Here is a 25,763-nt window from a genome sequence, read left to right as displayed (position 1 = left end):
TTCGGCGAAGCCGGAGTTGACGGCCCACCCGAGACCGGAGCGGCGTGGGTCCGAGGGCCGGAGGTCAGGGATAGAGCTTCTGCTGCGCGGCGAGCATGGCGACGAACTTCTCGATGCGCGCCGCCCGGGTCTGCGGCCTCTTCGCGTCCTGGACGCGGTAGAGGATCGAGTACCGGTTGCGGCTGTCCAGCGTCGCGAAGAAGTCCCGCGCCTGCGGAGAGGCCTCCAAGGCGGCCTGGAGGTCCTCGGGTACCGTCGCCGTGCGCTGGCCCTCGTACGCCGCCTCCCAGCGACCGTCCGCCTTGGCCTTCTCCACCTCACGCAGACCGACAGGGCGCATCCGGCCCCGCTCGATGAGTTCGGTGGCCTTCTCCCGGTTCACCTTCGACCACTTGCCGCCCGGCCGCCGCGGGGTGAAGCGCTGCAGCCAGTGCTGCTCGTCCAGCTTCTTCTTCTGCCCGTCGATCCAGCCGAAGCAGAGCGCCGACTCCAGCGCCTCCGCGTAGCCAACGCCGTCCAGTCCGGAGCCTGTCTTCGGGATCTTCAGCCAGATGGCCCGCACGTCGGCGTGATGCTCCTCCAGCCACTTCTCCCACGCCTCCTGCGTGGCGAAGGCCATGACCGGATCGGCCCCGTCCTGTGCTCCACTCGTCCGCTGTGCGCCCGGCATGCGCCACATCAAAACCCACCCTGGTGGCACCGTCAATCAGGCGCCACGCTCCGACACCGACGCAGGGTGCCGGGCTCAGTCCGCCAGGTCCGTCCTGCCGAACAGGGCGGCGTAGCCCGACGGGAGTTGGCTGAAGACCTGATTCAGCTCTCCGCCGCTGACGCTGTCGGCGACCGTGGTCAGGACCGCGCCGGCGTCCCACTGGGCCGTGCGCGGCCTGCTTCCGATCCGCTCGGCGACCCGGCGGTGGAACTCCTCGACCCCGAACCGCTCCGGCCGGGGCTGCTTCGCTTCGGACAGGCCGGGGCCCAGCGGTCCGGGCAGCTGGGAGGCGAGGTCGTCGACCTCCCCAGGACTGATCCGCTCCGCCAGCACACTCAGCACGGCCTCTGTGACCTGCGCCGCTTCGTCCTGGCTGGCGTACTCGCCGCGCTCGCGCACACGGGCGAGGAACTCGTCGTACCTCATGGTCACCTCCGCTTCGATGCCGTCGCACCGCTGTGCCGTGTCCACGGCCCCGAGCCGCGCCCAGGGCGTCCGGCCCATACGTCCGGCCCCGTCCCAGTACCCAGCCCGCCGGGGGATGCACGGCCGAATCCGACGGGCACGCCCGCTTGAGACCGCGGACCCGGGTTACCCGACCCCTATGCCGAAGCTGCACCTTCCCGGGCACGATCACCGCCACGGCGTCGAGGACGCCCCGGAGCCGCGGGTGCCGGCGCCTGAGGACGCCGGGCCCGACCAGCAGGTCGAGCGGGCCGCGCCCGACACACCGGCGCAGCTGCCCAGGCGGGCCTGGGTCGCGGTGCTGAAGGGCTCCCTGCGGGAGTTCCAGGACGACGAGCTGACCGACCGGGCCGCCGCCCTCACCTACTACGGGGTCCTCGCCCTGTTCCCGGCGCTGCTGGTACTGGTGTCCCTGCTGGGCATCGCCGGCAGGTCGGTCACCGACAAGGTGCTGGCCAACCTCAGGCACCTCGCGCCCGGCTCCGCCCGGGACATCCTCACCAGGGCCGTGGAGCAGCTGCAGAACCACGCGGGCATCGGCTCGGTCATGGCCGTCGCGGGCATCGTCCTGGCGGTGTGGTCGGCTTCCGGGTACGTGGCCGCCTTCATCCGCGCCGCCAACGCCGTCTACGACATGCCGGAGGGCCGCCCGGTGTGGAAGATCCTGCCGGTGCGGATCGGCGTCACCGTCGTCCTGATGGTGCTCGCCGTGGCAGGCGCGCTGATCGTCGTCTTCACCGGCAGTCTCGCCCGGCACGCGGGTCAGGCGCTGGGTATCGGTGACACGGCCCTGACGGTGTGGTCGATCGGGAAGTGGCCGGTGCTGGTGCTGCTGGTCACCGTGATGATCGCGATCCTGTACTGGGCGACACCGAACGCCAGGGTCAAGGGTTTCAGGTGGATCACCCCGGGCAGCGTCCTCGCCCTGTCGATCTGGCTGGTCGCCTCCGCCGGGTTCGCCGTCTACGTCGCGAACTTCGCCTCCTACAACAAGACCTACGGCACCATGGCCGGCGTGATCGTCTTCCTGGTCTGGCTGTGGATCAGCAATCTGGCGATCCTGCTCGGCCTGGAATTCGACGCGGAGACCGTGCGCCAGCGGGCCATCGCCGGCGGACATCCGCCCGGTGCCGAGCCCTACACCCAGCCGCGCGACACCAGGAAGTGGGACGAGGACGACGTACGCCGGCTGAACGGGACCTGACCCAGGCCCGGCGGGCCGGCGCGGGGCGCACCGGGCCCGGAACGCGTGCGCCCCGCTCGCTCACGCCGCGTACCCGCCGTCCACGGAGAGCTCCGCTCCCGTCACGTACACCGCATCCGGCCCCGCCAGATAGGACACCGCGGACGCCACCTCCTCGGCCGTGCCGAAACGGCCGAGGGCGGTCATGGCCGCCTGACCGGACGCGAAGGGGCCGTCCGCGCGGTTCATGTCGGTGTCGGTGGGGCCCGGATGCACGACGTTCGCCGTGATCCCGCGCCCGCCCAACTCGCGGGCCAGCGCCTTCGTCAGCCCGATGACGGCCGACTTGCTCATCGCGTACAGAGCGGCGCCGGGGCCCGGCGTGTGGTGGGTGATACAGCTGCCGACGGTGATGATCCGGCCGCCCGGCGCCATCAGTGCGGCAGCGGCCTGGGCGGCCAGGAACATCCCCCGGATGTTCACGGCGATCAGGCGGTCCACATCGGCGAGCGTCAGGCTCTCCAGCGGCTGCATCAGCCCGACGCCCGCGTTGTTCACGAGGATGTCCAGGCCGCCGAGCGCCTCGGCCGCACGGCCCACCGCGCCCGCCGCCTCCTCAGCGTCCGCGGCGTCGGCGCGCAGGGCCACCGCCCGCCGCCCCATGGCCTCCGCGGCCCGCACCACGTCCTCCGCCGCCTCCTTCGCGTGCACATAGGTCACGGCCACATCCGCGCCAATCGCAGTGCCGCCGCCGCGCCGATGCCCCGGCTGCCGCCGGTGACCAGGGCCTTCCTGCCGTCAAGGGTTGCCTGTGAAGTCATGCCTCCATCTCACCGGCGAGGCGAGAGCAAGGCTGGCGGCGAACGGACCTCGACCTGATGTCCCGGAAGACAACCTCTCGACGGCCTCCCGCCGGGGGCGGTTCGGTCAGCCGGGCGGTTGCGTGTCACGGGCGCGCCGGTGGGCGGCGACCCGCTCGCGGGTCGCGCAGCGCCGGGAGCAGTAGCGGCGTTCGGGGCCGGGGCCCTGGGTGACGAAGACGTTCCGGCAGGCGGCCGACGCGCAGATCCTGCCGGGCGGGAGCTGGCGGTCCCAGACCAGAACGGTCAGGGCCAGGCAGGACGAGGCGAGCAACCACTCACCCCAGGGAGCGTCGTCGTCGCGGTCGAGGTGGGGGTGCCAGGGCGCGGCGCCACCGTGTGAGGTGAGACGGAGCGGCCCGGTGTGTTCTCCCAGCAGGCGGTTGAGGACGGCGGCGGCCTCGCCGGCGTCCTCGGCGGCGAAGACCTCGCGCAGCCGGCCCGCGGCCTCGCGCATCTGCGCGACGTCCTGGGGGGTGAGGTCGACGGGGCCCTCCTCCCCGTGGGCGAGGAGCACCTCCGCCACCTGGTCCGGGTCGGGGCGGTCCGCGGCGAGGGCGTTGACGAGAGCGGCGGTGCGGCGGGCCATGGCCAGGACGGAGTGCCGGGTGGACCAGTCGCCGACGTCGTCGTTGCTGGGAGACACCAGCGCACTGTAACGCATATTGCGGAGTTTTGAGTTACCTGTGTAACGTGATGAGCGTGATAAGGCGTTACGCGATGGCCCGCTATGTCGCGGGGGCGACGGCGGCCCGTGTCGGGGACGAGATGTCGGGACCGGCGCTGATGCTGGCGGGATACGCCCAGGCCGGCTCGGCCTCCGAAGCGTCGGCGCTGCTCGCGGGCGTCACGGTCGCGGCGGCGGCAGGCGGCCCCGTGCTCGGGGCGGTGCTCGACCGGCAACGGCGGCCGGGACGGCTGCTGGCCGCGGCGCTCGGCCTGTACGCGACCGGCCTCGCGGTGATCCTCGTGGTGCTCGGCCGGCTGCCGTTCCCCCTCACCGTGCTGATCGCCGTCCTGACCGGGCTGCTGGGTCCGGCCCTGTCGGGCGGCTGGACGGGGCAGCTGCCGAGGGTGGTGGCAGGGGACCGGCTACCGCGGGCCAACGCGCTCGACGCCATGACCTTCGGCGTGGCGAGCCTGTCCGGTCCGGTCCTCGCCGGCGGCCTGGCCGAGGTGCTGGGGGCGTCGACGGCCGTCGTGGTGTCGGCCGCGCTCATCGGTGCGGCGGCGCCGGCGGCGTGGACCCTGCCGGCGCGTTCCACGCGGGTGCGGGAAGGACGGCCCGGTGCGCTGGTCGGTGACCTCGCCGCCGGAACGCGGGTCATCGTGAAGAAGCCTCGGCTGGCCCGGGCGACCCTGGCCTCGGTCGTCTGCTGTGCCGCGCAGGGCATGCTGACGGCCTGCCTGCCGTTGCTGGGGGAACGTGCCCTCGGCGGAGCGGGGCGCGGCGCGCTGCTGCTGTCCTGTGCGGCCGTCTCGGCCCTGGTGGCCAACGCCGTACTGGCACGGTTCCCGCAGCGCGTCGCCCCCGACTCGATCATCTGGGCCGGCGCCCTGATCCAGGCCGGCGCGTTCGCCCTGGCGGCGACGGGCCGCCCGGCCGCGCTCGTGCCGGCCCTGCTGCTGGCCGGAATCGGTGAAGGGCCGCAGCTCACCGCCCTGTTCGCGGTACGCCACCGGGAGGCTCCGGACCGGCTGCGCGGCCAGATCTTCACCACCGGGGCCAGCCTGAAGATCACCGCTTTCGCGGCGGGCGCGGCGCTCGCCGGCCCGCTGGCGAGCTGGTCCCTTCCCGGCACACTGGCGACGGCAGCGGGCGTGGCGGGCTGCGCGGTGCCGGCCTTCTTCGCCGTACCACGGCACACCGGCGAAGCCTCCGAGGACTTCGTGCGGCGGCCGGGGCGATCCTGTTCCCGCGGCGACTAGAGGGCCGTCGCGCCCGGCGGAGCCGGGAAATCCGCAAGACTGCGCAGATACGACAGGCCGGGGCGACCGGAGAGCCGGGTCTCGCCGACGACGGCGAAGCCCGAACGGTCCAATACGGCCCGCGACGCCGCGTTGTCGAGGGTGGTCGCGGCACGGAGCGCCGTCAGCCCGTAGCGGTTGGCGGCGAGGCCGCAGATCTCCCGCACGCCCCAGGTGGCGAGCCCCCGGCCCGCGGCACGCTGCGCGATCCGGTACCCGAGGTCGGCGGCGCCGTCCGCGACATCCACGAGGTTCATCCGGCCCAGCACCTCGCCTTCGGCGTCCACCAGCACATGGAAGTAGCAGACACCGGCCTCCTGCTCGGCGAGCAACGCACGGAGCCGCTCGTCGAACCTGCCGAAGTAGTCGTCACCCCGGTCAGGGATCGACGCGGCGAAGTAGGCCCGGTTCTCCTGCTCGAAGGCGAACAACGCGGGAGCATGAGCCGGGCGCAGCAGCTGTATCTCGGGCATGGACGGCAATATAGGCAAGTTGTATAAGCAAGTTGTACGTGTAAACCATAACGATCTCGGCCCAGGCCTTGCGCGCCCGGCGATCCGCCCTAGCCTCCCGACATGGCATTTCTTTCCAGTCGCCGCAGAAGGGTCCGCCTGGCTCCCGAGCTCGATGACGAGGACCTGGGCAAGCTGCTGAAGTCACTTGTGGCGACCACCAGGACCGGCACCATCGCGACCACCGAGCTGTGTGTGGCGCAGATGTCCCGTCTCCTGGAGCAGGACCCCGACGACTGGGACCGCCGGACCCATCGTCTGGACGTCCTGGCGGGATACCTCGTCGGATCGCATCTGCCACGAGCCTGGAGCACCCGCGAGCCCCGCAATGCGAACGCACTCGTCCTGCAGGCCTGGAGCCAGGTCGCGCAGGCCCGCGCCCAGGGAGTGCTGGAAGATGCCGCAGGTGCCGTCGAGGCGTGTCTGCGCGCCGCGGAGCTCGCCCCGGAAGACCCCACCCCATGGGTGGCCCTCCTCACCGTGGCTCGCCTGGAACGCCGGGAGCAGTCGCAGGTCTTCGGGGTGTGGAACGAGATCCTCGCACGCGATCGCTGGAACCGCGAGGCGTATCTGAACATGCTGGCCTACCTCAGCCCCGACGAGGCCGGGTCGCGCATCCAGGTCCTGGAGTTCGTGGACACCCTGCGCGCCCGCATGCCCGCCAACGCGCCGTGCGTGGCGACCGAACTCACCGCTCAGATCCACCAGTACCACGCCATCCTCGACCGCGGCGGGCTGGAGGCGCTGGTCGCGCGGAACCACTGGTCCCAGCACATGGCCGCGCAGGCTCTCGACCGCGCGGCGCACACCTGGATCCAGCCGGGGTTCCTCCGCCACGCCAAGGCGCTCGCCGACCTCAACCTCCTCGCCTACGCACTCGTCGCCGCTGACCGGCGAGCCGAGGCGCGTGCCGTCTTCGAGCAGATCGGTGGTGTCGTCACCGCGTGGCCCTGGCACACCGGTGGCGATCCGGTGACCGAGTTCGACCAGACCCGGCAGAAGGCCACGGCCGGTATGTGAGCCGGAGCCGCGCAAGCGACTTCTGACTGATCTCGGTTCAGCCGGACTCCAACCAGTGGTCACAGGGAGGCCGGATGCGCTGGATCGCCCCGTCCGGAACCCGTTGACACTTCTCGATGCAGGACGGGGCGAAGCGGTCACGGCTCATTCGGCAGCGTCAGGCCGGGACTCCTCCGCGTTCGCAGCCGACCCGGACGCGGTGGCGAGGGTGTAGAAGACGGACGAGCCCTGCTTGGTGCGCTGGGCGTTGTTGCGAGCCACCAGGTTCTCCAGGGTGGTGCGGATGACCTTGGTCTGGATCTCCCGGTCGGGATGTGCCTTGTCGAGCGCGTCGGTGACCTCCGCAGCGGAGCGGGGCTCCTGCTGCTCGGCGAGATGGCGGCGGACCAGTTCGACGAGGGTGGGCTGGGCGGACGGGCCGGTCGCCTTCTTCGCCGAGGGCTTCGGCGCCGCAGGCTTCTTGGCGGGCTGCTGCTTCTTGCGCCCGGACTGCTCCGGGGCAGCCTTCTTCGGCGCGCGGCGCGTGTCGGACGCGGTGGTGGAGTTCTTCCGCGGCGCGGGCACCACGGCGCCCTCGGCCGGGGCGGGTGCGCTCAGCGAGGTCGCGACACCGAGCGCCTGCCGCATGTTCACCAGAATGGTCTGGTCGTGCTGCAGGGCCGCCAACTGCTCCTGGAGAGCCGCGATTTCGGCGGTGATGCGTTCCTGTTCCTTGACGTTGTGCTCGAGGTCGTTGGTCACCTGGCTGACGTACTGGGAGGTCAACTCGGTGACGGGTGCGGTGGGCTCAGGCATCTGTGGCTCCTATCGTGACTCTGGTGCGCTCCGTCGCCTGCGGTTGCGGCAGGAGGGAAGCGGGAGTTGTCCTGCGGGTCCCCCGACACATGGATGATACGGATGGACGGGCGGGTTTCTACTGAGTGAACCGTGTGCGTCGCGCGACAGTGTGCCGTTTTGCCCATCCGCGTCCCTCCCATGTGTCCTGCCGAGCACGGTCGGGATGCGGGAAGAGCGCGGTCCCGGCAGAATGCCGCGATGGGATCCTTCATCGCCTACGACGGTGCCGAACTCGCCTACCACGTCTCCGGGGACGGCGTACCCGTGGTGTGTCTGCCGGGTGGCCCGCAGCAGTCGTCGTACCTGGGCGACCTGGGCGGACTGTCCGCACACCGGAAGCTGATCAGGCTGGACCTGCGGGGCACCGGGCGGTCGGCTGTGCCCCGGGACCTCGCGGCATGCCGCTGTGACCGCCTCGTCGACGACGTGGAAGCCCTGCGCCGGCACCTGGGCCTGGAACGTATCGACGTCCTCGCACACAGCGCCGGAGCCAATCTGGCCCTGCGGTACCTCGCTCGGCACCCCGAACGCATCGGCAGGCTCGCGCTCATCACACCGAGCGTGCGGGCCGTCGGCCTGACCATCACCGATCAGCTCCGGCGTGACACGGTACGGCCCCGCCAGGACGAGCCGTGGTTCCCGGAGGCGTTCGCGGCCCTGCGTGCGATCGGGGCGGGCGCGGCCACGGTCGAGAACTTCCGGGCCATCGCGCCGTTCTCCTACGGCCGTTGGGACTCGGTCGCCCAGGCGCACAAGGCCGCGGAGGACGCACAGCTGAACCGGGACGTGGTGGCCGCGTTCGGCGCCGAGGGCGCGTTCGATCCCGATGCCACCCGCGCCGCGCTCGCCCGCTTCGAGGCACAGGTGCTGCTGCTCGCGGGTGAGGTCGACCCGGGCGCCCCGCCGCCCGCGATGGCCGAGTTCGCCGCGCTCTTCCCGAAGGCCGAACTGGTCGTACAGCCCGGAGCGGGACACTTCCCCTGGCTGGACGACGCCGACCGGTTCGTCGCGACCACCGCCGCGTTCCTGCGAGAAGCGGATACACAGGGTCCGTGAAAAAGCCGGTCGGCGAAGCCGTGGAATTCCCGCGGCACTAGCATCCCGATCATGGCGGACTGGACGATGCGTCCCGCTTCGGCGGCGGACGTCGAGGCGGTGGCCGAGCTGCGGGCCGTGGTGCTCAGAGCGGACCTGGAACGTCTCGGGCGGTACGACGAGCACCGGGTGCGGCAGCGGCTGCGGGACGGGTTCGCACCCGACCACACCTGGGTGATCGAGGTGGGCGGCGTCCTCGCCGGATGCGTGGCGCTGCGGCCGGCGAACGACGCTCACTGGCTGGAGCATTTCTACCTGGACCCGAGCCTGCAGGGCAGGGGCATCGGAGCGGCCGTGCTGCTCCTGCTGCTGGAGCGGTGCGACCACGACGGCAGCCGGGTCCGGCTGAACGTGCTCCGCGGCAGCCGGGCCCAACGGCTCTACGAGCGACACGGATTCGGTGTCGAGACCGAGGACCCGGTGGATGTGTTCATGGTCCGCGAGCCGGTGTCCGCACATGTGCCCTCACGCCGTGTCGTGAGCGCGGACGAAGAGCGGTAACCGCCGCAGGCGAACGACGTGTCACGCCGCGCTCAGGCGTGCACCGGGGCCCGCTCGTCGAGGAGGCCGGCCGCGACCAGGTCGGCCCACACCTGATCCGGGACGTGTGCCTGGAACGCGGCGATGTCGTCCCGCACCTCCTCGGGCGAGCGCATCCCGACCACGATGCCGGCGACCGCCGGATGCAGCAGTGGGAACGCCATCGCCGCCTGGGGGAGGGTCACGCCATGTGCCTCGCACACGGCCGCGATCTCCTGTGCGCGCCGGAGGATCTCCGGTGCGGCGGGGGCGTAGTCGAAGGACGCTCCCTCGGCGGGACGGGGCGTGGCGAGCAGACCGGAGTTGAAGATGGAGGCCGCGAGGACGGACAGCCCGCGTGCGGCGCAGGCCGGGAGCAGGTCGTCGAGCGCGCTGTGGTCCAGCAGCGTGTAACGGCCGGACAGCATCACCACATCGACATCGGTCTCCTCGACCAGCCTGGTCAGCATGCCGGGGTGGTACATGCCCGCCCGACGGCGCCCACCACGCCCTGCGCACGCAGCTCCGCCAGCGCCGGGTACCCCTCGCGCAGCGCGTCCTCGAAATGCTCCTCCGCGTCGTGGAGGAACAGCAGATCGACGCGGTCCACGCCCATCCGCGCGAGGGAGTCCTCGACGCTGCGCAGGACACCGTCGCGGGAGAAGTCCCACACGCGGCGGTGTGTGGCGGGCACGTGGAAGGGCTCGTCCCGGCGCCCGGCGGGATCCTGCTCCACGAAGAGCCGCCCCACCTTGGTCGAGAGGGTGAACCCGTCCCGGGGCATGCCCTTGAGGAACTCGCCGATCCGGCGCTCGGAGTGCCCGATGCCGTAGTGCGGTGACGTGTCGAAGTAGCGGATCCCGCAACTCCAGGCCGCCGCCAGCGTGTTGGCCGCGGTGTCGTCGTCGAGCGGGGCGAAGAGGCCGCCGAGGGGGCCGCCGCCGAAGCCCAGTTCCGTGACCTCCACCGCGCTGCGCCCCAGGGGGGTCGTCCTCATCCGCTCGGTCCTCCCTGCACGGCAGCCACGCACGACCTACAGAGTGTCGCTCCGTCGGACCCGGCATTCCAGCCGTTTTTCCGGCCCGGCACCGGCACGAGGCCGCACAGGAGGACGGCATGGGCCCTCGCGGGCTCCCGCCGACGAGGGCCGTAGCCTGATGCCCGTGACCACACCGACAGCACCGACGACCGCGTCGATCCTCGAGCAGTTCGACCTCTGTGCGGACACGGCCGAGTTCCCCGATCTGCAGAACGGCTACTACTACCCCGTCGACACGCGGATCCACCTGTTCGGCGACGGCACGCGCTGGGCGATGGTCGCCGAGTTGCTGGGCTACAACCCGCGCGTCGGGAACCTCACCGATGTCCTGCACTGCTTCGGCAACTGCCTGACCCGCGGCAAGCCCGGTTTCGGGGACTTCCTCGACCGGGTGGACAACATGGACGACATCGATCCCGACGGCGACGAGGTCTACGCGGGGGAAGTCCCGGTGGTCGTCCGGGGCACGCCGCTGACGGTCGACGCCGACGCCGGTGCGCCGCTGGAGGACGTGTTCCGCGGCCTGGTGCCCGCGCACAGGGAACTGCTGCTCGCGGACGCGGCGGAACTCGGGTCCGCCGTCCCCTCCGACCTGCCGGTGCTGCTGTGCCTGGACGAGTGGAACCAGCCGGAAGACCTCGGGGACGTCATGCCGAGCGGCCATGCGACCTTCCGGCTGATCGCCGAGGTCCTGTCCTCCGGCGATCCGGACCGCTACCGGCCCACGCTCCCGGCGAACACCCACTGGTCCCACTGGCCCGACGCGGGCACGCTGTAGTCCGGCCGCCGTACCGACCTCGGCGGTTCGGCCCGGTGGCTACAGCGGGTTCCCGCGCAGCCAGGTCAGCACCTGCTGGGCGTGCTCGTTCGGTGGGAAGACCGGGTAGAAGACATGCTCGACGACACCGGCCCGCAGGACGAGCGTCAGGCGCCTGAACAGCCGCATCCCCTCGGCCTCGAACGTGGGCAGACCGAGCGTGTCGGCCAGGCCGAGGGCGGGGTCGGAGAGCATGTCGAAGGGCAGTCCCAGACGCTCCACGACCTCGCTCTGGTAGTCGGTGTCCTGGCTGGACAGCCCGTAGACGCGGCCCGCGCTGGCTTCGAGCAGATCGTGGAAGTGGTCGCGGAAGCCGCATGACTCGGGTGTGCAGCCACGGGCTCCGGGAATCGAGTTCCAGCCTTCCGGCAGGTCGGTGCCGGGGCGGCCGGTGAGGGGATACACGTAGACGACCGTGCGCCGTGGGCCGAGCGTGTCCAGTCGGACCGTTCGGCCCGCCGTGTCGAGGAGGGCGAGGCTCGGCACCTTCATGCCCGGAAGGTGCTCCGCCGCGCCGTCGTCCTCGGGGACGGGCAGGTCGGCGGGCAGTGTCAGATAGTCCACGTCTCCGGTTGCCCTGCCCTCGGCCGGCACGACGCCGCTTCCCCGGTGGGCGGCCGCGTTCAGGTTGGCGATCAGCGTCGCGCGGCGGGCGGTCAGGGACTCGATGCGCCCGGTGAGCTCGTCGATGGCCTCGCGGTAGCTCGCGAGGGAGGCGGGACAGTCGTCCGCGTGCGCGCGTCCGGCCGCCAGGCACTCGAGGAAGGGCCGGGTGCGCTCGACGGGGATACCGAGCCGGTGGAGCGTCCTGATCTCCCGCACGAGGCGAACGTCGTCCTCGCCGTAGTCCCGGTAGCCGTTGGCCAGGCGCTCGGGTGTGATCAGCCCCAGCGACTCGTAGTACCGCACCACCTTGGTCGTCGTACCGGCCTGCCGCGCCAGCTCACTGATCCTCATGCCGCTCACCCCGCCCACACGCTAAACCCTGCCCCTAGCGGCAAGGTCAAGGGGTTCCGGGGCGGGGTTCGGCGTTCGCAGGGCGCTGAGCCTGGGTGGTGGTGGGTAAAGGGGTGCGCCGCGAGCCCGCCAGGCCCGGTGCCACGAGACACCCGGGGGGTGACGAGAGCCTCCCCAGCTGCACGGCAGGGCGTGCCGGCGGTGGCCGACGCCGTCGCCCGACACGCCCGACTGCCCGGCGCGGCGGCGCTGAAGGCACGGCTGCTCGCCCACCTGCTGCAGAGCCTGCCCCAGGTGCGCTCTGCCGACCGGGGCGCAGGGAGCGCCGCGGGCGTGCCTGCCCCGGCTCGGGATGCGGCGAAGCCGGCCTCGACGGGTCAGGAGGAGTCGCGGGTCAGGCGGCGCAGGACGTCGACGGCCTCCGCGGCGCGGTCGTAGGGCACGAAGAGGTGGTCGTGGTGGAAGCCGGCGACGACGTTGCAGCTCAGCTCCGCGTCGGCGAGGGCGCGGGAGACGGCGGCCGTCAGCCCCACCGAGGCCAGCGCGGAGTGGACCCGCAGGGTGATCCACCCGGCCACATAGTCGTACGCCATCCCCGCCGCGTCCGCCTCCGCCTGCGGCACCACGAGGGTCAGGCCCTCCTGTTCGGCCACCGTCACCACCGGGGTGACACCGGACGGCACGCCGCCCTCCGCCATCGTGAAGACATAGCGACCCGGATTCAGCTCGGGTCGCATGCCGCTGAGCAGTGTCTGCAGATCAGTCTCGCCGGTCACGACTCCACCCTACGGGCCGACCGGCCGCTCGCCCCGCAAGCGAGCGCTGCCGGTCATGGCGTCGCCACCGCCTCCCGTTCGCGGTCAGATGGCTGCCGGTGTGCCGGCGGTCGTGCCGTCGCCGATGTGCAGGACCGCGTCCGCCGCGTCGAGCGTCGCCCGGTCGAGGGGGAAGTAGCCCTGCCGGGGGCGTGTGGCCGTGCGAGTGGCGGCGGACGGGGGAGCGGTGGCCGCCTCCAGGCCCCAGGCGGGGATACGGCTCTGCAGGAGGCCCTCGTAGGTGTCGGGCGCGGGATCCTCGAGCCCGAGGGCCTGGCTGCGCCCCAGGCTGCCGGCGACACAGACGTACCGATCGCCCACCAGCGACGCCACGATGGCGCCGGCGCAGAACCACTCGGCACCCCGGTCCTCCAGCTGCCAGATGCTGAGATTCCGCTGCAGATGGAGGTTGTGCGCGAACACCAGGGTCGCTCCCCGCTCTTCCTCGGTGCTCCGGATGTCCAGGAGGTTCTGGGCCATGAGAGCGTCCCTGGTGGCGAGCAGGCCGGCGATCCGGGGACTCGGTTCCAGGGGCCGTGCCGACTGCCTGTGGTAGCGCAGCAGGCCGAGGCCGGCGGTGAGATGGGTCCTGGCCCTGAACCACTCGTCGCGGGAGGTGGTCGCGATCAGTTCCGGGGCGCGTGCGTGGAGCGTGGTGAGCATGTCGTCCGCGATCGACCGCAGCCGCTCGGCCTCAACCGTGGCGCCGGGTGACATGGCGGCGTCCAGGACGGCCTCCGGCCTGCTCCACCGTGTGTCGTCGCCGGTGAGGCCGGCGATGTCGAGGTCGAGTCGCAGGTAGTCGCGGGCGTGTTCCAGATAGGTCCGGGGGCTGGGTGCGCAGGTGTTCTCCAACGGCGCGTCGAAGCCGTGGAAGGCCAGGCGTTCCGCCCGCGGCCGGTGCCGGTTGTAGTCGCGCATCCAGCCGACCAGCCGCCTGTTGGCGTCCTGCTCTCCGAACCCGTGGGAGAAGCCTTCGCGCATGAGTGTGTCGAGGTCTCCGCTTCCCCCCTGGACGTAGTCGTTCACGGCGAGCGCCGCGGCGCGGTCGGTCTCGAGCGCGATCGACCGGAAGCCGTGGTCGGCCAGCTGGGCGAAGAGTTCGTTCCGGATCCGCCCGAAGGCCGGTTCCTGGTGTGTGGGCTCACCCAGCGCCAAGAGGTGGCATGACGGGGTGACGAAGTCTCGGATGTCCTGACTCATGAGCCTCAATCGTATCCTGGAAAGGTCGGTTGAGGCTTTGGGAAGCTACGACGGCCATACGGCCTGTAGTAGCGGTCAAGGCTTGCGCTAAAGTCTCAACCGGTGAGCACCCTGCGACCGACCGACCTCGCGCGCGAGCACGGCATCTCGACCCAGGCCGTGCGCAACTACGAGCGGCACGGATTCATCCCGCCCGCCGAGCGCACCCCCAGCGGCTACCGGATCTACACCGAGGCGCACGCGGCGGCGCTGCGCGCCTACCTCTCGCTCGTCCCGGCGTACGGCTACGCGGCCGGTGGGCAGATCATGAACGCCCTCCACCGGGACGCACTCGACGAGGCCCTGGCGATCATCGACCGCGGCCACGGTCAGCTGCTCCGCGACCGGGACACCCTCGCCGCGGTACGCACCGCGATGTCCCACCTGACGGCGGAATCAGAGGCCACTCCGGCTCGCTCCCGGGATACCGGCACCCGCACGGTCGGTGAACTCGCGCACCACCTCGGCGTCACACCGGCGACCCTGCGCAACTGGGAGGACGCCGGCATCCTCGCCCCCACCCGGGATCCGGCCACCGGATACCGCGTCTTCCAAGCCGACGACATCCGCGACGCCGAGCTCGCCCACCTCCTGCGGCGCGGGGGCCATCCGCTCGACCACATCGCCACCGTGGTCCACCAGATCCGCACCGCAGGCGGAACGGACGCACTCGCCTCCTCCCTGGAGGCCTGGCAGGACAGACTCACCGCACAGGGCCTCGCCATGCTGCACGCGGCCACGCGTCTCGACGCCTACCTGACTCACCTCGACGGCCGTACGCCTGGGCTAAGTTGAGTCGATGCGCTTCGCTTTCAAGACCTCGCCGCAGGGCACCTCGTGGGAGGCCATGCTGGACGTATGGCGCGTGGCGGACGAGATCGAGATCTTCGAGTCCGGATGGACCTCCGATCACTTCCAGGCCATGCACGGCACCAGCCCGGCCACCCCTCGCCTGGAGGGCTGGATCACCCTGGCGGCACTGGCCCAGGCCACCCGCAGGCTACGGCTGGGCACCCTGGTGACCGGGATCCACTACCGTCACCCGGCGATCCTCGCCAACATGGCCGCCACCCTCGATGTCATCTCCCACGGGCGGCTGGAACTCGGCATCGGAACGGGGTGGAACGAGGAGGAGTCCCGCGCGTACGGCATCGAACTGGGCACCCCGCGACAGCGCAGCGACCGCTTCGAGGAGGCCTGCGAGGTGCTCACCGGCCTCCTGGGCCCCGAGCCGACCACCACCTTCAAGGGCGCCTACTACGAGTTGTCGGACGCACGCTGCGCCCCCAAGCCCGTTCAGCGCCCTCATCCGCCGCTGTGCATCGGTGGCAGCGGGGAGAAGCGCACGCTGCGGACGGTGGCGAGGTTCGCCCAGCACTGGAACTTCGACACCGGGACGCCGGCGCAGTTCCGCAGGGCACGCGAGGTGCTGTTCGAGCACTGCGGCCGCATCGGACGCGACCCCGCGGAGATCCGCCTCTCGGCGCAGGTCCGCTTCACCGACGATCCGGCCGAAGCCGCCGCGAGCGCCGCCGAGTTCGCCGCCGAGGGCGCCGAACTCGCCATCGCCTACCTGCCGTTGCCCTACTCGCCGCACTTACTGGAGCCTCTGGCCGTCGAGTTGGCCAAGCTGGCCTGACCCCGGCGCGTCGGCCGGCACTGCTTCTGGAGTGATCCACATGGCGATACCCGTACATGCCCTCGCGCACCGCGCCTTGACCGTGGAGGACGTCGCCGAGTTCGTCGCCCTGCCCTTCGTGCCGCACGTCCCCGACGACGTCGAGGCCGTCGACGAGGAGATACGGCGCCGTGGCTGGCACTGGGAGCGAGAACTGGTCAGCGACTCCTTCCGCACCGCTCACGAGCATGTGTTGTGCTGTGACGGCATCAGTCCGTTCGGAAGCCTCGACGCACGGTACTTCCTCGTCTTCGGCGAGATGTACCCCGTCGACCCGGACGACGAGTCCCGGAGCAACGACGCGTGGGTGTCCGGCTACATGGACGGCTGGCGGCGACTGCCCGGCTGGAGTACCCGAGAGCCGTGCACGGACCAGGACTGCGAGACCGTGCTCGCCCAGGCGGCGCAGGCGGTGACCGAGTGCCTGGGCGCCGCCGCTCGACGGACGATCGTGTCATCCGCCACCGTGGTCACGGGGCCCGCGCTGACGCATCGCATCTGGCGCACTCCCACCCACGCCCTCGTCCTCGGACCGTCGGCCGACAACGGCCCGTACGGCTACCTCACGCATCTGCAACTGTCCTGCACGCCACTCGCCTGCGGTCCGGACCTGCCCCCGGCGGGCGACGAGGACGGCCTGGCCGGATGGATCACCGCACACGTCGACTGGTGACCTTGGCCCGGACGGCGCCGCCGGTACCCTGCGGCAGATGGGAGTCGGTAGCGAACAGACCCGGCTGGTGGTGCTGTGCGGCAACAGCGCCTCGGGCAAGTCGTCCGTCGCGGCGGGCATCCGCGACCGGTTCGGCCGTGGGCCGGCCCTGGTGTCACAGGACAACCTCCGCCGCATCGTGCTGCGTGAACGGGACCGGCCGGGAGCGGCGAACATCGGCCCTGATCGACACCGTGGCCCGCTATGCCCTGGACGCCGGCTACCACGTGGTCGTCGAGGGCATTCTCTACGCCGACCGCTACGGCGACATGCTCGCCCGGCTGCGCGCCGACCACCGGAGGCCGACCCACGGCTACTACCTCGACGTGCCGTTCGACGAGACCCTCGCCCGCCACGCGACCAAGCCGATCGCCGGCCACGTGAGCGAGGCCGACCTGCGGGACTGGTACCGGCAGGGCGACCTGCTGCCCGGGGGAGTGGAGACGGTCATCGGCTCCGACAGCTCCCTGCCGGAGACGGTCGAGCGCATCCTGCACGACACCGGGCTGGCCGCCCTTCCGCCCCGGGACTTCTGACTCCGTCGGTGTTCCCCGAGTTCGAGAACCTGCAGGTGGGGAAGGCCCCCTGGGCGGCCGTCGCAGGCCCCGACCCGGTGGCGATCGGCATGCAGGGCCGGGCCGCCGAGCCCGTCGATGTGCCGATCGCCCTCCCGTGAGGCGGCGAGGTCCCGTCAGACGCCGGCGGCAGGGGCGTGGAAGTAGTGGCCCTTGTCGAGGTCTTCGAGGAGACCCGGGTGGGTCGGCTTCCAGCCCAGCAGTTCGCGGGTGAGCGCGCTCGACGCCGGGAGGCCGAGGCCGATGAAGCCGGCCAGCCAGCCGAAGTGCCCGGCCGCCGCCTCGGGTGCCACGGAGACCACCGGCACGTCGAGGTGCCGGCCGATCACCTCGGCGACGTCACGGATCGCGACGCCCTCCTCCGCGACCCCGTGCAGCACCGATCCGGCCGGGGCCTGCTCGACCGCCAGGCGGAACAGATGCGCGGCGTCGAGGCGGTGGACGGCCGGCCAGCGGTTGGCGCCGTCGCCGATGTGGCCGGAGACGCCCTTCTCGCGGGCGATGGCGACCAGTGTCGACATGAATCCGTTGTCCCCCTCGCCGTGACAGGTCGGCGAGAGCCGTACCACGGAGGAGCGGATGCCGCGTGTGGCGAAAGCCAGCACCTCCTGTGCGGTGGTGGCGCGGATCGAGACGGTCGAGCCGTCGAACGCGGCCATGTCCCGCTCGGTCGCCACCCGTCCGGGTGCGAGACCGGCCAGGCCGGAGGCGATGACGAAGGGCCGGTCGCTGCCGGCGAGCGCCTCGCCGAAGACGTCGACGGCGCGGCGGTCGGACTCGGCGGCGCCCTGGAAGTCGCCGCTGAAGGCGATGTCGTGCTTGAAGGCGAGGTGGATCACCCCGTCCGACGCGGCGGCCGTGTCCCGCAGCAGGTCGAGGTCGTCGACCGTGCCGCGGACGACCTCCGTGCCCGCCGCGGTGAGCGCGGCGGCGGAGGCGTCGGAGCGGGCGAGCCCGACGACCTGGTGCCCCGCCTCGATGAGCTCGGGTACGACGGCGGATCCGATCCAGCCGGAAGCGCCGGTGACGAAGATGCGCATGAGGAGACCCCAGACAGTTCGATGTCAGTGACTGTCATAGACGCTACACCTGATGTCAGTCTCTGTCATCACGTAAGATCTCGGCATGGGTAGATGGGAGCCGGACGCGCGCGGACGCCTGGCGAAAGCCGCACTGGAGCTCTACGCCGAGTACGGGTACGAGCAGACCACCGTCGCGGAGATCGCCAAGCGGGCCGGGCTCACGGAGCGGACCTTCTTCCGGCACTACGCCGACAAGCGCGAGGTGCTCTTCTCCGGCGCGGGTGAACTGGAGGAGCTGATCGTGCGCACGGTCGCCGACGCCCCGGAGAGCGCGGTGCCGCTCGACGCGCTGTCCGCCGGCCTGGACGCGGTCGCCGAGGCGTTCACCGACCGGCGCGAGTTCGCGCGCCGGCGCCATGCCGTGATCACCGCCAACCCCGAACTCCAGGAGCGCGAGCTGATCAAGCTCGCCTCGATGGCGGCCGCCCTCGCCGCCAGCCTGCGCGGCCGCGGCATCGCGGAGCCGACCGCGAGCCTGGCCGCCGAGGCGGGCGTCGCCGTCTTCAAGGTCGCCTTCGAACGCTGGATCGCACCGGGCGAGGAACGCCCCATGCGGCAGCTGATCCGGGAGTCACTGACCGAACTGAAGGCCGTGACCTCGGGCGTCTAGGCGGCACACGGCAGCCGGCGCTGCCCCGTCCCCCTCGTGCGTGCGGCCGAACTGCCTTGTCGGAGCAGGGCAGTTCGGCCGTTGGGGACGGGAGGGCTCAGCGGTAGCAGGTGGTGATGCCCGGATGCCAGGGACAGGCGATGCCGGCGAAACCGCCGTTCGCAGTGACGTCGACGCTGAACGTGTCACCGCCGCTCAGCACCCGCCGGTCCTGGACGAGTCCGTCGGCGCCGTCCCGGATCGTCTCCACCAGCCAGCGCCCAGGGCCGATCGACAGCGGTACCTCGGCCGTGCGTGCGGCGCCCGCGTACACCCCGCCGAGGAACCAGCGGTCGCCGCTGCGCCGGGCGAGGACCGCCTCCTGACCGGGATGGCCGGCGAGCAGCCGGGTGTCGTCCCAGGCCGCCGGGACCTGTTCGAGGAAGCCGCGGGCGAGTGGCCGGGCGTCGTACGACTCGGGTGTGCCCGCGAACATCTGGAGCCCCGACTCGTAGACGACGGTGAGTCCGGCCTCGGCCGCGTCGGAGTCGGGGCGCTGGCCGACGCGCTGGAAGCCGCCCGGCGTGAAGTCCATGGAGCCGATGACGTTTCGGGTGAAGGGCAGGGTGGTGAGGTGGACGGCGGTGTTGGTGCGCTTCTCCTCGCCGCCGACGCCCTCCATGGTCATCACCTGCGGCCAGGTGCGCTGGATGCCCTTGGGGATCGTGGAGCCATGGAAGTCGGTCATGAGGTGGTGGGCGGCCGTCTCCCGGAGGACGGTGTCGTACCACTGGAGCATCGACTGCGACTCCGAGTTCATGAAGTCGATCTTGACTCCCTTGACGCCCCACCGCTCCAGAGTGGGCAGCCACTGGGCGCGTTCCTCGGGTGTGTCCAGGTCGCGCTGGTGGATCCAGACGACGATCCCGACGCCCTTGGCGCGTGCGTAGTCGACGAGCTGGGGGAGCCAGCTGTCCGTCTGCCAGTCAGGATCGGTGGTGTCCCAGGCGTCGGACTTGAAGTACCAGCCGGCGTCGACGGCTTCGTACGGCCAGTGCCGCTCGGCGGCGTAGTCGACGTACGCCTTCTGCGCGGCGAGGCTCTGGCCGGCCTCGCGGCCGCCGGCGAGCCAGGTCCACAGCACGGTTCCGGGGCGGATCCACGAGGTGTCGGCGACCCGGGAAGCGGGGGCGAGGTCGTCGGTGAAGGAGGACCGGGTGACCGTGGCGAGATCGCCGGTCACCATCGCGCGCCAGGGAGTGATGAGGGGGCCGCCGGTGTGGACCCGGTCGTCGGCGAGCTTGACGCGGTAGGTGCCGGTACCCTGGGTGTGGGCGAGCCGGGCGCCGGAGTAGGTGCCGGTGAGGTCGGACTCCGCAAGCAGGGTGTATCCGCCGTCGGTGGCGAAGAGGGCCTGGTCGGAGTACTCGCCGGTGGGTGCGGTCGCGGCGGTGTACTGGTTGAACCGGCCCTCGTTGTCCACCCGGTAGGTGCCGAGCCAGGCGCTCGCGTCCGGCGGCAGGTTGAACGCGGAGGTCTCGCCGAGGACGTCGCCGTACCCGGTGGGCAGGACGTACCGGTAGGCGACGCCGTCGGCGGAGGCGCGGACCACGAGGTCGAGGCGGGCGCCGGCGGCGGAGGCGAAGGACAGCCGGGTTTCGTGCATATGGACCCTGCGGTCGAGGCGCTTTCCGGACTTCGCCCGGTAACGCTCATCGATCGTACGGTCGTAGCGCCGCACGAAGCGCAACCCCTGTGACAGGTCGGCCTGTTCGGTGACGATTCCGAGGGGTGACGGCTCGATGACCGTGCGGCCCTCGCGGGACTCCGACAGGGTCAGCGTGCCGGTGCTGTCGTCCAGGGATATCCGGGCCCGGGGCGCGTGCGCCGCTTCGGACACGGCCCAGACGTGCTCGTGCTGCTCGGCCCGGGCGGGCACGGTCGTAAGGAGCGTGGCCGCAAGCCCGGCGCACAGCGCGGCGACCACGGCTCTCGCTCTGGTCGGTGGTACAACCATGAGAACCCTCCTTCTGGTCGGTGGTTAGGGCAGGCCCCACGCCGCGCCCGGCTCGCTGACGGCGACGGGGGCGATGACGAGGTCGGGCCGGGAACCGGCGTACACGAGCACCTCGCGGCCCTTGGGCAGGTCGATGGCCAGGGTGCCGTCGCCCAGGTCCCGGGTGTGGGCCGGGGTGCCGTCGTCCAGCACCGCGGTGAGGGTCCCGCTCAGACCGTGCCGGAGTTTCAGCGGCTCGCCCGCCAGGCTCCTGACCCGGATGAACCGGGTGGCACCGGCCTTGCGCACGGCACTGACCAGGAAGGCGCCCTGGGTGCGGAAGTTGTGCAGGGTCAGGTCCTTCCAGGCGGACGGCACGGCCGGGAACACCCGGACCACGCCGCCCCAGCTCTGGCAGAACATGTCGTGCAGGGACTGCGAGGCGGACAGCGGTGTCTCGATCACCGGACCGGCCTCGGTGTAGTGGGTGTTGGCGCGGCACGGGTAGCGGGTGCTGGGGTCGAAGAACTTCCGCAGGTAGCCGATCGCGGTGTCACCGTCCCCGGTCATCGCGTAGATCGAGGCGGCGCCGGTGTAGCTGTAGCCCCGGTGGGCTCCGGTGAGCGCGTGCCAGTGCACCACCGACTTGGTGATCAGGTCGCGCTTCTCGGGCTGGTCCCAGTTGACGAGGTAGAGCGGGTACACCATCAGCAGGTGCGAGTAGTGCCGGTGGGACTGGGCGTACGGGGTGTCGGCACCGATCATGAAGCCGTTGTCGTCGACCGGGTACGGCGTGAGCCGGGCCAGCACCTCCTGCCAGCGCGGTTTCGACTCGTCGTCGATTCCCAGCAGTTGAGCGGACTCGAGGAGCGTCTGGCAGCCCCAGCGGATCAGGGCCAGGTCGTAGTTGGTGTCCTGCGGCGGCACCACGGGATATTCCGGTGAGAGCGTGCTGGGCAGGTGGAGCTTGCCGTCGCTGCCCGGGGTGAGGAAGTGCAGGTAGTAGTTGATCGCCCGGCGCAGCACGGGGTAGATCGTGTCGCGCAGCAGGGACTTGTCCATGGAGTGCCGGTACGACAGCCACACGTTGTGCAGCGCCCAGGTGAGGTCCCCGGTCTCGGCACCGGTGCCCGGTTGTCCCACCTCGCGGTCGGCGAACATGTCGGAGCTGCGGCCGATGCCGGAGCTGTCCGAGCGGTAGGCGGCGGGCACGTTGGCGACGAGCTGTTCCTGGTTCTGGCGCAGCGTGGTGGCGAGCGAGTCGAGTTCGGGGTGGTTGAAGCCCTGGATGAGCCAGTACTCCAGCTGGACGTTGAGGTTCCACCAGACGGCGGGCCAGGGCGTGGGCTCCAGCCACGGCCCGGAGGTGGCCATCACGGGGCCGCCCGCGCGGCTGGCGGAGGCGACCTTGTAGAGCTGGATCCAGTGGAAGCTCTGCAGCCGCTGGTCGGGGAACGACACGAAGCTCTTCCGGTAGAACGCGTGCCACCAGCCGGTGTGCCGGCGCCGCAGGACGTCGTACGAGGGCGCGCGCCGCAGGTTGCGCAGCGAGTCGGCCTCGGCGGCGGTGGCGGAGGGGTAGCTGTGCCCGACGCTGAGCAGGAGGTCGTCGCCAAGACGGCGGTAGGAGGTCGCGGTCTGGCCGCCTCCGGTCAGGGGCTGGAGCACCTGTGCGGTGCCGTCGTCGGTGGTCCGGGTGGTCCAGGGCGGGTTGCCGGTGTAGCCGGCGGGCGGGGCCTCCTGGATCTTCCGGGGGCTGATGGCCTCCTCGGGGTGGAACGTCCAGGTGACCTTCTCGCCGTCGGTGGCCGTCACTCGGGCGGCGAAGACCTCGTCGTGGATGAGGGCGGAGAGGGTGAGGGTGCCGGCGGTGGTGGTGACGGTGCCGGTGAGTTCGGCGTTCCACAGGCTCAGCCGCCAGTCGACGGCGGTGATGGTGCCGACCGGATCGAGCATGAGATGTCCGACCGGCAGCCGGCAGGTGCCCCACCCGCTGCCGAACTCGGGCCGGTGGTCCTGGACTCGGCCGTGCTGCACGGTGAAACGGATCCGGTTGGCGCCCGGTTCCTGGTAGACCATGCTGCCGAGCAGTCCGTCCCCGAGGAACGGGCCCTCGTACCAGAGCGTCGGCAGCCTGGTCCACAGCAGGTCCTGGCCGCGCAGGAACCGTTCCCACGCGCTGTCGGACGTCATGGTGTCGCGCAGTCTCCAGGGCCGGCCGGTGCCTTCGTCCGCCGATCCGGCGCCACCGGACGGCCCCGTCCCTTCGGACTGCGCCGCCCGGGCCGTCCCGGGCAGCGCCGCCACCGCCGCTCCGCCCAGCGTGGTGCCGAGTACGGATCTGCGGGGAACCGGTGAGCGTTTCTCCGGCTGCGAGGTCATCGGCGCCCTCCAAACCTGACGGCTCATCGAAACATCGGGTGTATCGGGGACCGTAGGGATGGCTAGGGCGTGTGTCAATGATTTCGGCAACCGCTACTGGTCAACACCTCCGATGTATGGCGGTAGTTGCGTTGCGTCAGGACGGCGCCTTTCGGGCGAGCCCGTGCCCGTGCCGCGAGGAAGCTTGACATTCCGATAACGATCTACCGACGATCGGCACGCGCTTTCATGGAACATACATACGATCCTGCGCATGAACAGAGCTGTGAAGATCGGCCTGGCCGGTACCTGCACCGCGCTGCTCGCTCTTGGGGGATTAGGTACGTACAACATCCTGCACAGCCTGACCTCGGGCTCGTCGGGTGACGCAGGCTCCCAGGACGCGCGCGCGTTCGACCCGTCGGCGCTGTCGAGCACGCCCCCGTCGGACGCCGAGGCGGTGAAGCTGGCGCGCGCGTTCCTGGACAGTTGGTCCCGGCAGCACCTGGACGGCGCCGCAAGCGATACCGACGTACCGGGTACGGCCTCGCAGGCACTGCGGGAGTACGCCGACGGACTGCACCTGAAGAAGCTGTCGTTCGGTCACATCGTGTCGGTGGGCGCCTCGTCGGTGACGCCGGGTGCCACCAAGGTCACCTTCGACGTGACCGCTGAGGTCGCGGGCGGCACCTGGAGCTACCCGAGCGCGGTGGCCGTGCTGAAGAGCGCCAACGGCCGGTCGGCGGTCCACTGGAACAACTCGGTGCTCTACCCGGGCCTCGCCGACGGCCAGTCGCTGACCGCGGGCAAGCTGCCGGCCGGCGCGGGCGGCACCAAGGTAGTGGCGAGCGACGGCAAGACCGACCTGTCCGGCTTCGCGTCACTGCGGGGCATCGCCGCCACGATCGGCGAGAACGCGAAGCCCACGGGCGGCAGCCCCGGGACGGGCGTGGCGGTCGTCGACGGCGGCGGCACGGGCGTGGAGACGCTGAAGGTTTTCGCCAAGGGCCGCCCGGCGGTCGTCAGGACCACCATCGACGCCGGCCTCCAGGCGGTGGCCGAGCGCGCCGTGAAGGACGCCCACCTCCAGCAGAAGCCCGCCGGTACCGTGGCGCTGGACTGGCGCAACGGCCACATCCTGGCGATCGCGCACTCGGGCGACGACGGCGACATCGCCATCAACGGCATCAAGTCCCCCGGCTCCACCATGAAGATCATCACCTCGGCGGCCCTCTTCGACAAGGCGGGTCTCACACCGAGCAGCCCGGCGCCGTGCCAGGACTCGCAGATGGCCAACAGCCAGTTGTTCCACAACGACTCGGGGGTGCGGGCCAATCCCGGCTCCTCGCTCGCCCAGGCGTTCACGGTGTCGTGCAACACGTCCTTCATCAAGGACGGTTTCCGCTACCTGGTGCACGACGGAGACGCCTCCGCCCTGAACGACGAGGCGGTGAACGTCTTCGGCATGGGCAGCTGGTCCATCGGCGGCGGGGTCGCCACCACCGACCCGAGCATCCCGCCGGACGTCCAGGGCGGTGACCAGGCGGCCCAGTTCATCGGCCAGGGCAAGGTCACCGCCACGCCCCTGTTCATGGCCTCCGTGGCGGCCACCGTCCGGGGCGCGGGCTTCCATCAGCCGATCATCCTGCCGGGCCAGCACCAGCAGACGGCGTCCCGGCCGATCTCCGCCCGCACGGCCGGCTATCTGCAGTCGATGATGCGCGACGTCGCCACCAGCGGTACGGCGGCACCTCGCCTGGGTGGACTGGTGGGTGTCGGCGCCAAGACCGGCACCGCGGAGGAAGCCGACCACACCAACGGCTGGCTGACCGCCTACAACTCCCGCATCTCGGTCGCGGCGCTCGTCGAAGGCGGCAGCTCGGGCGTGGACTCGGCGGGTTATGTCGTACGACGACTGCTGACCGGCAGCTGAACGTCGGCCCCCGGGCAGGATGGTGATCCTTCCTGCCCGGGGGCCGTGTCCTTGGCCGCACCCGGCGTGCCGCCGCCGGCAGGCGGTTGCTCGCCCCGCCGGTCACTTGCTCACTCGGTGACGAGGGCGAGGGTGAAGCCGTGGTACCGGGCGCCGAGCCGCCGGTGCCCGTCCTGGTCGCCGCCATGGGACCGCAGGCCCTGCGCGTCTCCGGCGAACTGGCGGACGGCATCCTTCCCCTGCTGGCCGGCCCGCGTGCCCTGGCCGACCGCATCGTCCCCGCCGTCACCGCCGCGGCCGAGGCCGCGGGCCGGCCGGCGCCGCGTGTCGTCGCCTTCGTGCCCGGCGTCGTCACCGCCGCCGTCGAGGCGGTACGCGAGGCCGCGACCGAGACGCTCTCCTTCTACCTTTGATCTTGGCCAGTGCTCCGGCCTTCAGGGCGGATGGTGAAGGCCATCTCAAAATAGGGGTGACCCGCACCAGGGGCACGGGTCCGCACTGTTGACCTCAGCTCACGGGGCGCTGCTGCCGCTCGATGTACTGCTGTACGACGGTGAGTGGCGCCCCGGCGCAGCTTCCGGCGAAGTAGGAGCCGGACCAGAAGTGTCCGCCCCACAGGTACCGGCGTACGTGTGCGTCGTACTCCTTGCGCAGCAGGCGGGCGGAGACGCCCTTGAGGGAGTTGACCAGCTTGGAGAGCTGGACCTTCGGCGGGTAGTGCACGAGCAGGTGGACGTGGTCCTGTTCGCCGTTGAACTGCTTGAGGTCGGCCTCGAAGTCCGTGCAGACCTCCCGC

General features: G+C 71.3%; 24 protein-coding genes and 4 pseudogenes. 14 read left to right on the top strand and 14 right to left on the bottom strand.

Annotated features, from left to right (window positions below; genetic code table 11):
- Window positions 1-64: 64 nt before the first annotated feature.
- The gene (locus ACIBJF_RS37975; RefSeq protein WP_399180853.1) at window positions 65-619 is read right to left on the bottom strand and encodes a YdeI family protein; all 555 of its coding nucleotides are present in this window, start codon (window positions 617-619) and stop codon (window positions 65-67) included.
- A gap of 126 nt (window positions 620-745) precedes the next feature.
- Window positions 746-1,138, bottom strand: a complete 393-nt coding sequence (locus ACIBJF_RS37970) for a DUF2267 domain-containing protein (protein WP_399180893.1) — start codon at window positions 1,136-1,138, stop codon at window positions 746-748.
- A gap of 178 nt (window positions 1,139-1,316) precedes the next feature.
- Here ACIBJF_RS37970 and ACIBJF_RS37965 point away from each other — a divergent pair, with 178 nt between their 5' ends.
- On the top strand, window positions 1,317-2,381 hold the full coding sequence (locus ACIBJF_RS37965) for a YihY/virulence factor BrkB family protein (RefSeq protein ID WP_399180851.1): 1,065 nt from the start codon (window positions 1,317-1,319) through the stop codon (window positions 2,379-2,381).
- Between the two features lie 60 nt (window positions 2,382-2,441).
- Here the strand turns inward: ACIBJF_RS37965 and ACIBJF_RS37960 are convergent.
- Window positions 2,442-3,181: pseudogene (locus tag ACIBJF_RS37960) on the bottom strand (SDR family oxidoreductase).
- Window positions 3,182-3,287: 106 nt separating this feature from the next.
- On the bottom strand, window positions 3,288-3,884 hold the full coding sequence (locus ACIBJF_RS37955) for a CGNR zinc finger domain-containing protein (protein ID WP_399180849.1): 597 nt from the start codon (window positions 3,882-3,884) through the stop codon (window positions 3,288-3,290).
- A 56-nt stretch (window positions 3,885-3,940) separates the two neighbouring features.
- On the opposite strand from ACIBJF_RS37955, the gene ACIBJF_RS37950 reads away from it, so the two are divergent.
- A complete protein-coding gene (locus ACIBJF_RS37950; RefSeq protein ID WP_399180891.1) occupies window positions 3,941-5,149 on the top strand; it encodes an MFS transporter in 1,209 nt (402 codons plus the stop codon).
- Here ACIBJF_RS37950 and ACIBJF_RS37945 read toward each other — a convergent pair.
- A complete protein-coding gene (locus ACIBJF_RS37945; protein WP_399180847.1) occupies window positions 5,146-5,661 on the bottom strand; it encodes a GNAT family N-acetyltransferase in 516 nt (171 codons plus the stop codon). The genes ACIBJF_RS37950 and ACIBJF_RS37945 overlap by 4 nt on opposite strands.
- A 102-nt stretch (window positions 5,662-5,763) precedes the next feature.
- Between ACIBJF_RS37945 and ACIBJF_RS37940 the strand changes: the two genes are divergently transcribed.
- Window positions 5,764-6,720, top strand: a complete 957-nt coding sequence (locus tag ACIBJF_RS37940; RefSeq protein ID WP_399180845.1) for a hypothetical protein — start codon at window positions 5,764-5,766, stop codon at window positions 6,718-6,720.
- Window positions 6,721-6,864: 144 nt separating this feature from the next.
- Here the strand turns inward: ACIBJF_RS37940 and ACIBJF_RS37935 are convergent, their stop codons facing one another.
- Window positions 6,865-7,515: a hypothetical protein gene (locus ACIBJF_RS37935; RefSeq protein ID WP_399180843.1), complete on the bottom strand. Its 651-nt coding sequence runs from the start codon at window positions 7,513-7,515 to the stop codon at window positions 6,865-6,867.
- A 240-nt stretch (window positions 7,516-7,755) separates the two neighbouring features.
- On the opposite strand from ACIBJF_RS37935, the gene ACIBJF_RS37930 reads away from it, so the two are divergent.
- Both ACIBJF_RS37930 and ACIBJF_RS37925 read left to right on the top strand, forming a co-directional pair.
- Entirely contained in the window at window positions 7,756-8,613 is an 858-nt protein-coding gene (locus tag ACIBJF_RS37930; protein ID WP_399180841.1) for an alpha/beta fold hydrolase, read from the top strand.
- A gap of 51 nt (window positions 8,614-8,664) precedes the next feature.
- Window positions 8,665-9,153 (top strand): GNAT family N-acetyltransferase, encoded by a 489-nt coding sequence (locus ACIBJF_RS37925; RefSeq protein ID WP_399180839.1) that lies wholly within the window; start codon window positions 8,665-8,667, stop codon window positions 9,151-9,153.
- 32 nt (window positions 9,154-9,185) lie between these two features.
- Here the strand turns inward: ACIBJF_RS37925 and ACIBJF_RS37920 are convergent.
- A pseudogene (locus ACIBJF_RS37920) lies at window positions 9,186-10,168 on the bottom strand (aldo/keto reductase).
- A gap of 166 nt (window positions 10,169-10,334) precedes the next feature.
- Here ACIBJF_RS37920 and ACIBJF_RS37915 point away from each other — a divergent pair.
- Window positions 10,335-10,988: a DUF7003 family protein gene (locus tag ACIBJF_RS37915; RefSeq protein WP_399180837.1), complete on the top strand. Its 654-nt coding sequence runs from the start codon at window positions 10,335-10,337 to the stop codon at window positions 10,986-10,988.
- A gap of 39 nt (window positions 10,989-11,027) precedes the next feature.
- Here ACIBJF_RS37915 and ACIBJF_RS37910 read toward each other — a convergent pair whose 3' ends face one another.
- The 3 genes from ACIBJF_RS37910 to ACIBJF_RS37900 form a co-directional block, all read right to left on the bottom strand.
- Window positions 11,028-11,984, bottom strand: coding sequence for a MerR family transcriptional regulator (locus ACIBJF_RS37910; protein ID WP_399180835.1), 957 nt, complete (start codon window positions 11,982-11,984; stop codon window positions 11,028-11,030).
- Between the two features lie 377 nt (window positions 11,985-12,361).
- Entirely contained in the window at window positions 12,362-12,760 is a 399-nt protein-coding gene (locus ACIBJF_RS37905; protein WP_399180834.1) for an ACT domain-containing protein, read from the bottom strand.
- Between the two features lie 84 nt (window positions 12,761-12,844).
- Window positions 12,845-14,002 (bottom strand): erythromycin esterase family protein, encoded by a 1,158-nt coding sequence (locus tag ACIBJF_RS37900; RefSeq protein ID WP_399180832.1) that lies wholly within the window; start codon window positions 14,000-14,002, stop codon window positions 12,845-12,847.
- A gap of 102 nt (window positions 14,003-14,104) precedes the next feature.
- Here ACIBJF_RS37900 and ACIBJF_RS37895 point away from each other — a divergent pair, with 102 nt between their 5' ends.
- From ACIBJF_RS37895 to ACIBJF_RS37875, 5 genes and pseudogenes are all read left to right on the top strand, one after another.
- Window positions 14,105-14,836, top strand: a complete 732-nt coding sequence (locus tag ACIBJF_RS37895; protein ID WP_399180830.1) for a TioE family transcriptional regulator — start codon at window positions 14,105-14,107, stop codon at window positions 14,834-14,836.
- Window positions 14,837-14,840: 4 nt separating this feature from the next.
- Window positions 14,841-15,680, top strand: coding sequence for an LLM class F420-dependent oxidoreductase (locus ACIBJF_RS37890; RefSeq protein WP_399180828.1), 840 nt, complete (start codon window positions 14,841-14,843; stop codon window positions 15,678-15,680).
- Window positions 15,681-15,720: 40 nt separating this feature from the next.
- Window positions 15,721-16,392, top strand: coding sequence for a hypothetical protein (locus tag ACIBJF_RS37885; protein ID WP_399180827.1), 672 nt, complete (start codon window positions 15,721-15,723; stop codon window positions 16,390-16,392).
- A 37-nt stretch (window positions 16,393-16,429) separates the two neighbouring features.
- Window positions 16,430-16,967, top strand: a pseudogene (locus ACIBJF_RS37880) (AAA family ATPase).
- Between the two features lie 8 nt (window positions 16,968-16,975).
- A complete protein-coding gene (locus ACIBJF_RS37875; RefSeq protein ID WP_399180825.1) occupies window positions 16,976-17,107 on the top strand; it encodes a hypothetical protein in 132 nt (43 codons plus the stop codon).
- Between the two features lie 15 nt (window positions 17,108-17,122).
- On the opposite strand, the gene ACIBJF_RS37870 is transcribed toward ACIBJF_RS37875, so the two are convergent.
- Window positions 17,123-18,046 carry an SDR family oxidoreductase gene (locus ACIBJF_RS37870; RefSeq protein WP_399180824.1) on the bottom strand — a complete coding sequence of 308 codons (924 nt, stop codon included), beginning with the start codon at window positions 18,044-18,046 and terminating at the stop codon, window positions 17,123-17,125.
- 85 nt (window positions 18,047-18,131) lie between these two features.
- On the opposite strand from ACIBJF_RS37870, the gene ACIBJF_RS37865 reads away from it, so the two are divergent.
- Complete coding sequence (locus tag ACIBJF_RS37865) at window positions 18,132-18,698, top strand: TetR/AcrR family transcriptional regulator (RefSeq protein ID WP_399180822.1); 567 nt, start codon at window positions 18,132-18,134, stop codon at window positions 18,696-18,698.
- A 97-nt stretch (window positions 18,699-18,795) separates the two neighbouring features.
- Here ACIBJF_RS37865 and ACIBJF_RS37860 read toward each other — a convergent pair whose 3' ends face one another.
- Both ACIBJF_RS37860 and ACIBJF_RS37855 read right to left on the bottom strand, forming a co-directional pair.
- A complete protein-coding gene (locus tag ACIBJF_RS37860) occupies window positions 18,796-20,694 on the bottom strand; it encodes a glycoside hydrolase family 97 catalytic domain-containing protein (protein WP_399180821.1) in 1,899 nt (632 codons plus the stop codon).
- 24 nt (window positions 20,695-20,718) lie between these two features.
- Entirely contained in the window at window positions 20,719-23,055 is a 2,337-nt protein-coding gene (locus ACIBJF_RS37855) for a glycosyl hydrolase family 95 catalytic domain-containing protein (protein WP_399180820.1), read from the bottom strand.
- Between the two features lie 253 nt (window positions 23,056-23,308).
- Between ACIBJF_RS37855 and ACIBJF_RS37850 the strand changes: the two genes are divergently transcribed.
- Entirely contained in the window at window positions 23,309-24,967 is a 1,659-nt protein-coding gene (locus ACIBJF_RS37850) for a penicillin-binding transpeptidase domain-containing protein (RefSeq protein ID WP_399180818.1), read from the top strand.
- Window positions 24,968-25,104: 137 nt separating this feature from the next.
- Window positions 25,105-25,374 (top strand): annotated as a pseudogene (locus ACIBJF_RS37845) (LLM class flavin-dependent oxidoreductase); the annotation flags it as partial.
- A 100-nt stretch (window positions 25,375-25,474) separates the two neighbouring features.
- On the opposite strand, the gene tnpA reads toward ACIBJF_RS37845, so the two are convergent.
- On the bottom strand, window positions 25,475-25,763 hold a 289-nt coding region (tnpA, locus tag ACIBJF_RS37840; RefSeq protein WP_399180817.1), incomplete at its 5' end, for an IS200/IS605 family transposase.

The sequence above is a fragment of the Streptomyces sp. NPDC050743 genome (assembly GCF_044456925.1).
Classification (GTDB): domain Bacteria; phylum Actinomycetota; class Actinomycetes; order Streptomycetales; family Streptomycetaceae; genus Streptomyces.
The sequence above is the reverse complement of the archived record's forward strand: the minus strand, read 5'-3'. Positions and strand labels throughout refer to the sequence as shown.

Excerpts from the sequence above, each read along its gene's own strand:
- ACIBJF_RS37865 (WP_399180822.1), top strand. The coding sequence starts at position 18,132 with ATGGGTAGATGGGAGCCGGACGCGCGCGGACGCCTGGCGAAAGCCGCA.
- ACIBJF_RS37870 (WP_399180824.1), bottom strand. The coding sequence starts at position 18,046 with ATGCGCATCTTCGTCACCGGCGCTTCCGGCTGGATCGGATCCGCCGTC.
- ACIBJF_RS37940 (WP_399180845.1), top strand. The coding sequence starts at position 5,764 with ATGGCATTTCTTTCCAGTCGCCGCAGAAGGGTCCGCCTGGCTCCCGAG.
- ACIBJF_RS37850 (WP_399180818.1), top strand. The coding sequence starts at position 23,309 with ATGAACAGAGCTGTGAAGATCGGCCTGGCCGGTACCTGCACCGCGCTG.
- ACIBJF_RS37860 (WP_399180821.1), bottom strand. The coding sequence starts at position 20,694 with ATGGTTGTACCACCGACCAGAGCGAGAGCCGTGGTCGCCGCGCTGTGC.
- ACIBJF_RS37970 (WP_399180893.1), bottom strand. The coding sequence starts at position 1,138 with ATGAGGTACGACGAGTTCCTCGCCCGTGTGCGCGAGCGCGGCGAGTAC.
- ACIBJF_RS37955 (WP_399180849.1), bottom strand. The coding sequence starts at position 3,884 with ATGCGTTACAGTGCGCTGGTGTCTCCCAGCAACGACGACGTCGGCGAC.
- ACIBJF_RS37885 (WP_399180827.1), top strand. The coding sequence starts at position 15,721 with ATGGCGATACCCGTACATGCCCTCGCGCACCGCGCCTTGACCGTGGAG.
- ACIBJF_RS37945 (WP_399180847.1), bottom strand. The coding sequence starts at position 5,661 with ATGCCCGAGATACAGCTGCTGCGCCCGGCTCATGCTCCCGCGTTGTTC.
- ACIBJF_RS37965 (WP_399180851.1), top strand. The coding sequence starts at position 1,317 with ATGCCGAAGCTGCACCTTCCCGGGCACGATCACCGCCACGGCGTCGAG.
- ACIBJF_RS37855 (WP_399180820.1), bottom strand. The coding sequence starts at position 23,055 with ATGACCTCGCAGCCGGAGAAACGCTCACCGGTTCCCCGCAGATCCGTA.
- ACIBJF_RS37900 (WP_399180832.1), bottom strand. The coding sequence starts at position 14,002 with ATGAGTCAGGACATCCGAGACTTCGTCACCCCGTCATGCCACCTCTTG.
- ACIBJF_RS37910 (WP_399180835.1), bottom strand. The coding sequence starts at position 11,984 with ATGAGGATCAGTGAGCTGGCGCGGCAGGCCGGTACGACGACCAAGGTG.
- ACIBJF_RS37930 (WP_399180841.1), top strand. The coding sequence starts at position 7,756 with ATGGGATCCTTCATCGCCTACGACGGTGCCGAACTCGCCTACCACGTC.
- ACIBJF_RS37975 (WP_399180853.1), bottom strand. The coding sequence starts at position 619 with ATGGCCTTCGCCACGCAGGAGGCGTGGGAGAAGTGGCTGGAGGAGCAT.
- ACIBJF_RS37890 (WP_399180828.1), top strand. The coding sequence starts at position 14,841 with ATGCGCTTCGCTTTCAAGACCTCGCCGCAGGGCACCTCGTGGGAGGCC.
- ACIBJF_RS37925 (WP_399180839.1), top strand. The coding sequence starts at position 8,665 with ATGGCGGACTGGACGATGCGTCCCGCTTCGGCGGCGGACGTCGAGGCG.
- ACIBJF_RS37935 (WP_399180843.1), bottom strand. The coding sequence starts at position 7,515 with ATGCCTGAGCCCACCGCACCCGTCACCGAGTTGACCTCCCAGTACGTC.
- ACIBJF_RS37950 (WP_399180891.1), top strand. The coding sequence starts at position 3,941 with ATGGCCCGCTATGTCGCGGGGGCGACGGCGGCCCGTGTCGGGGACGAG.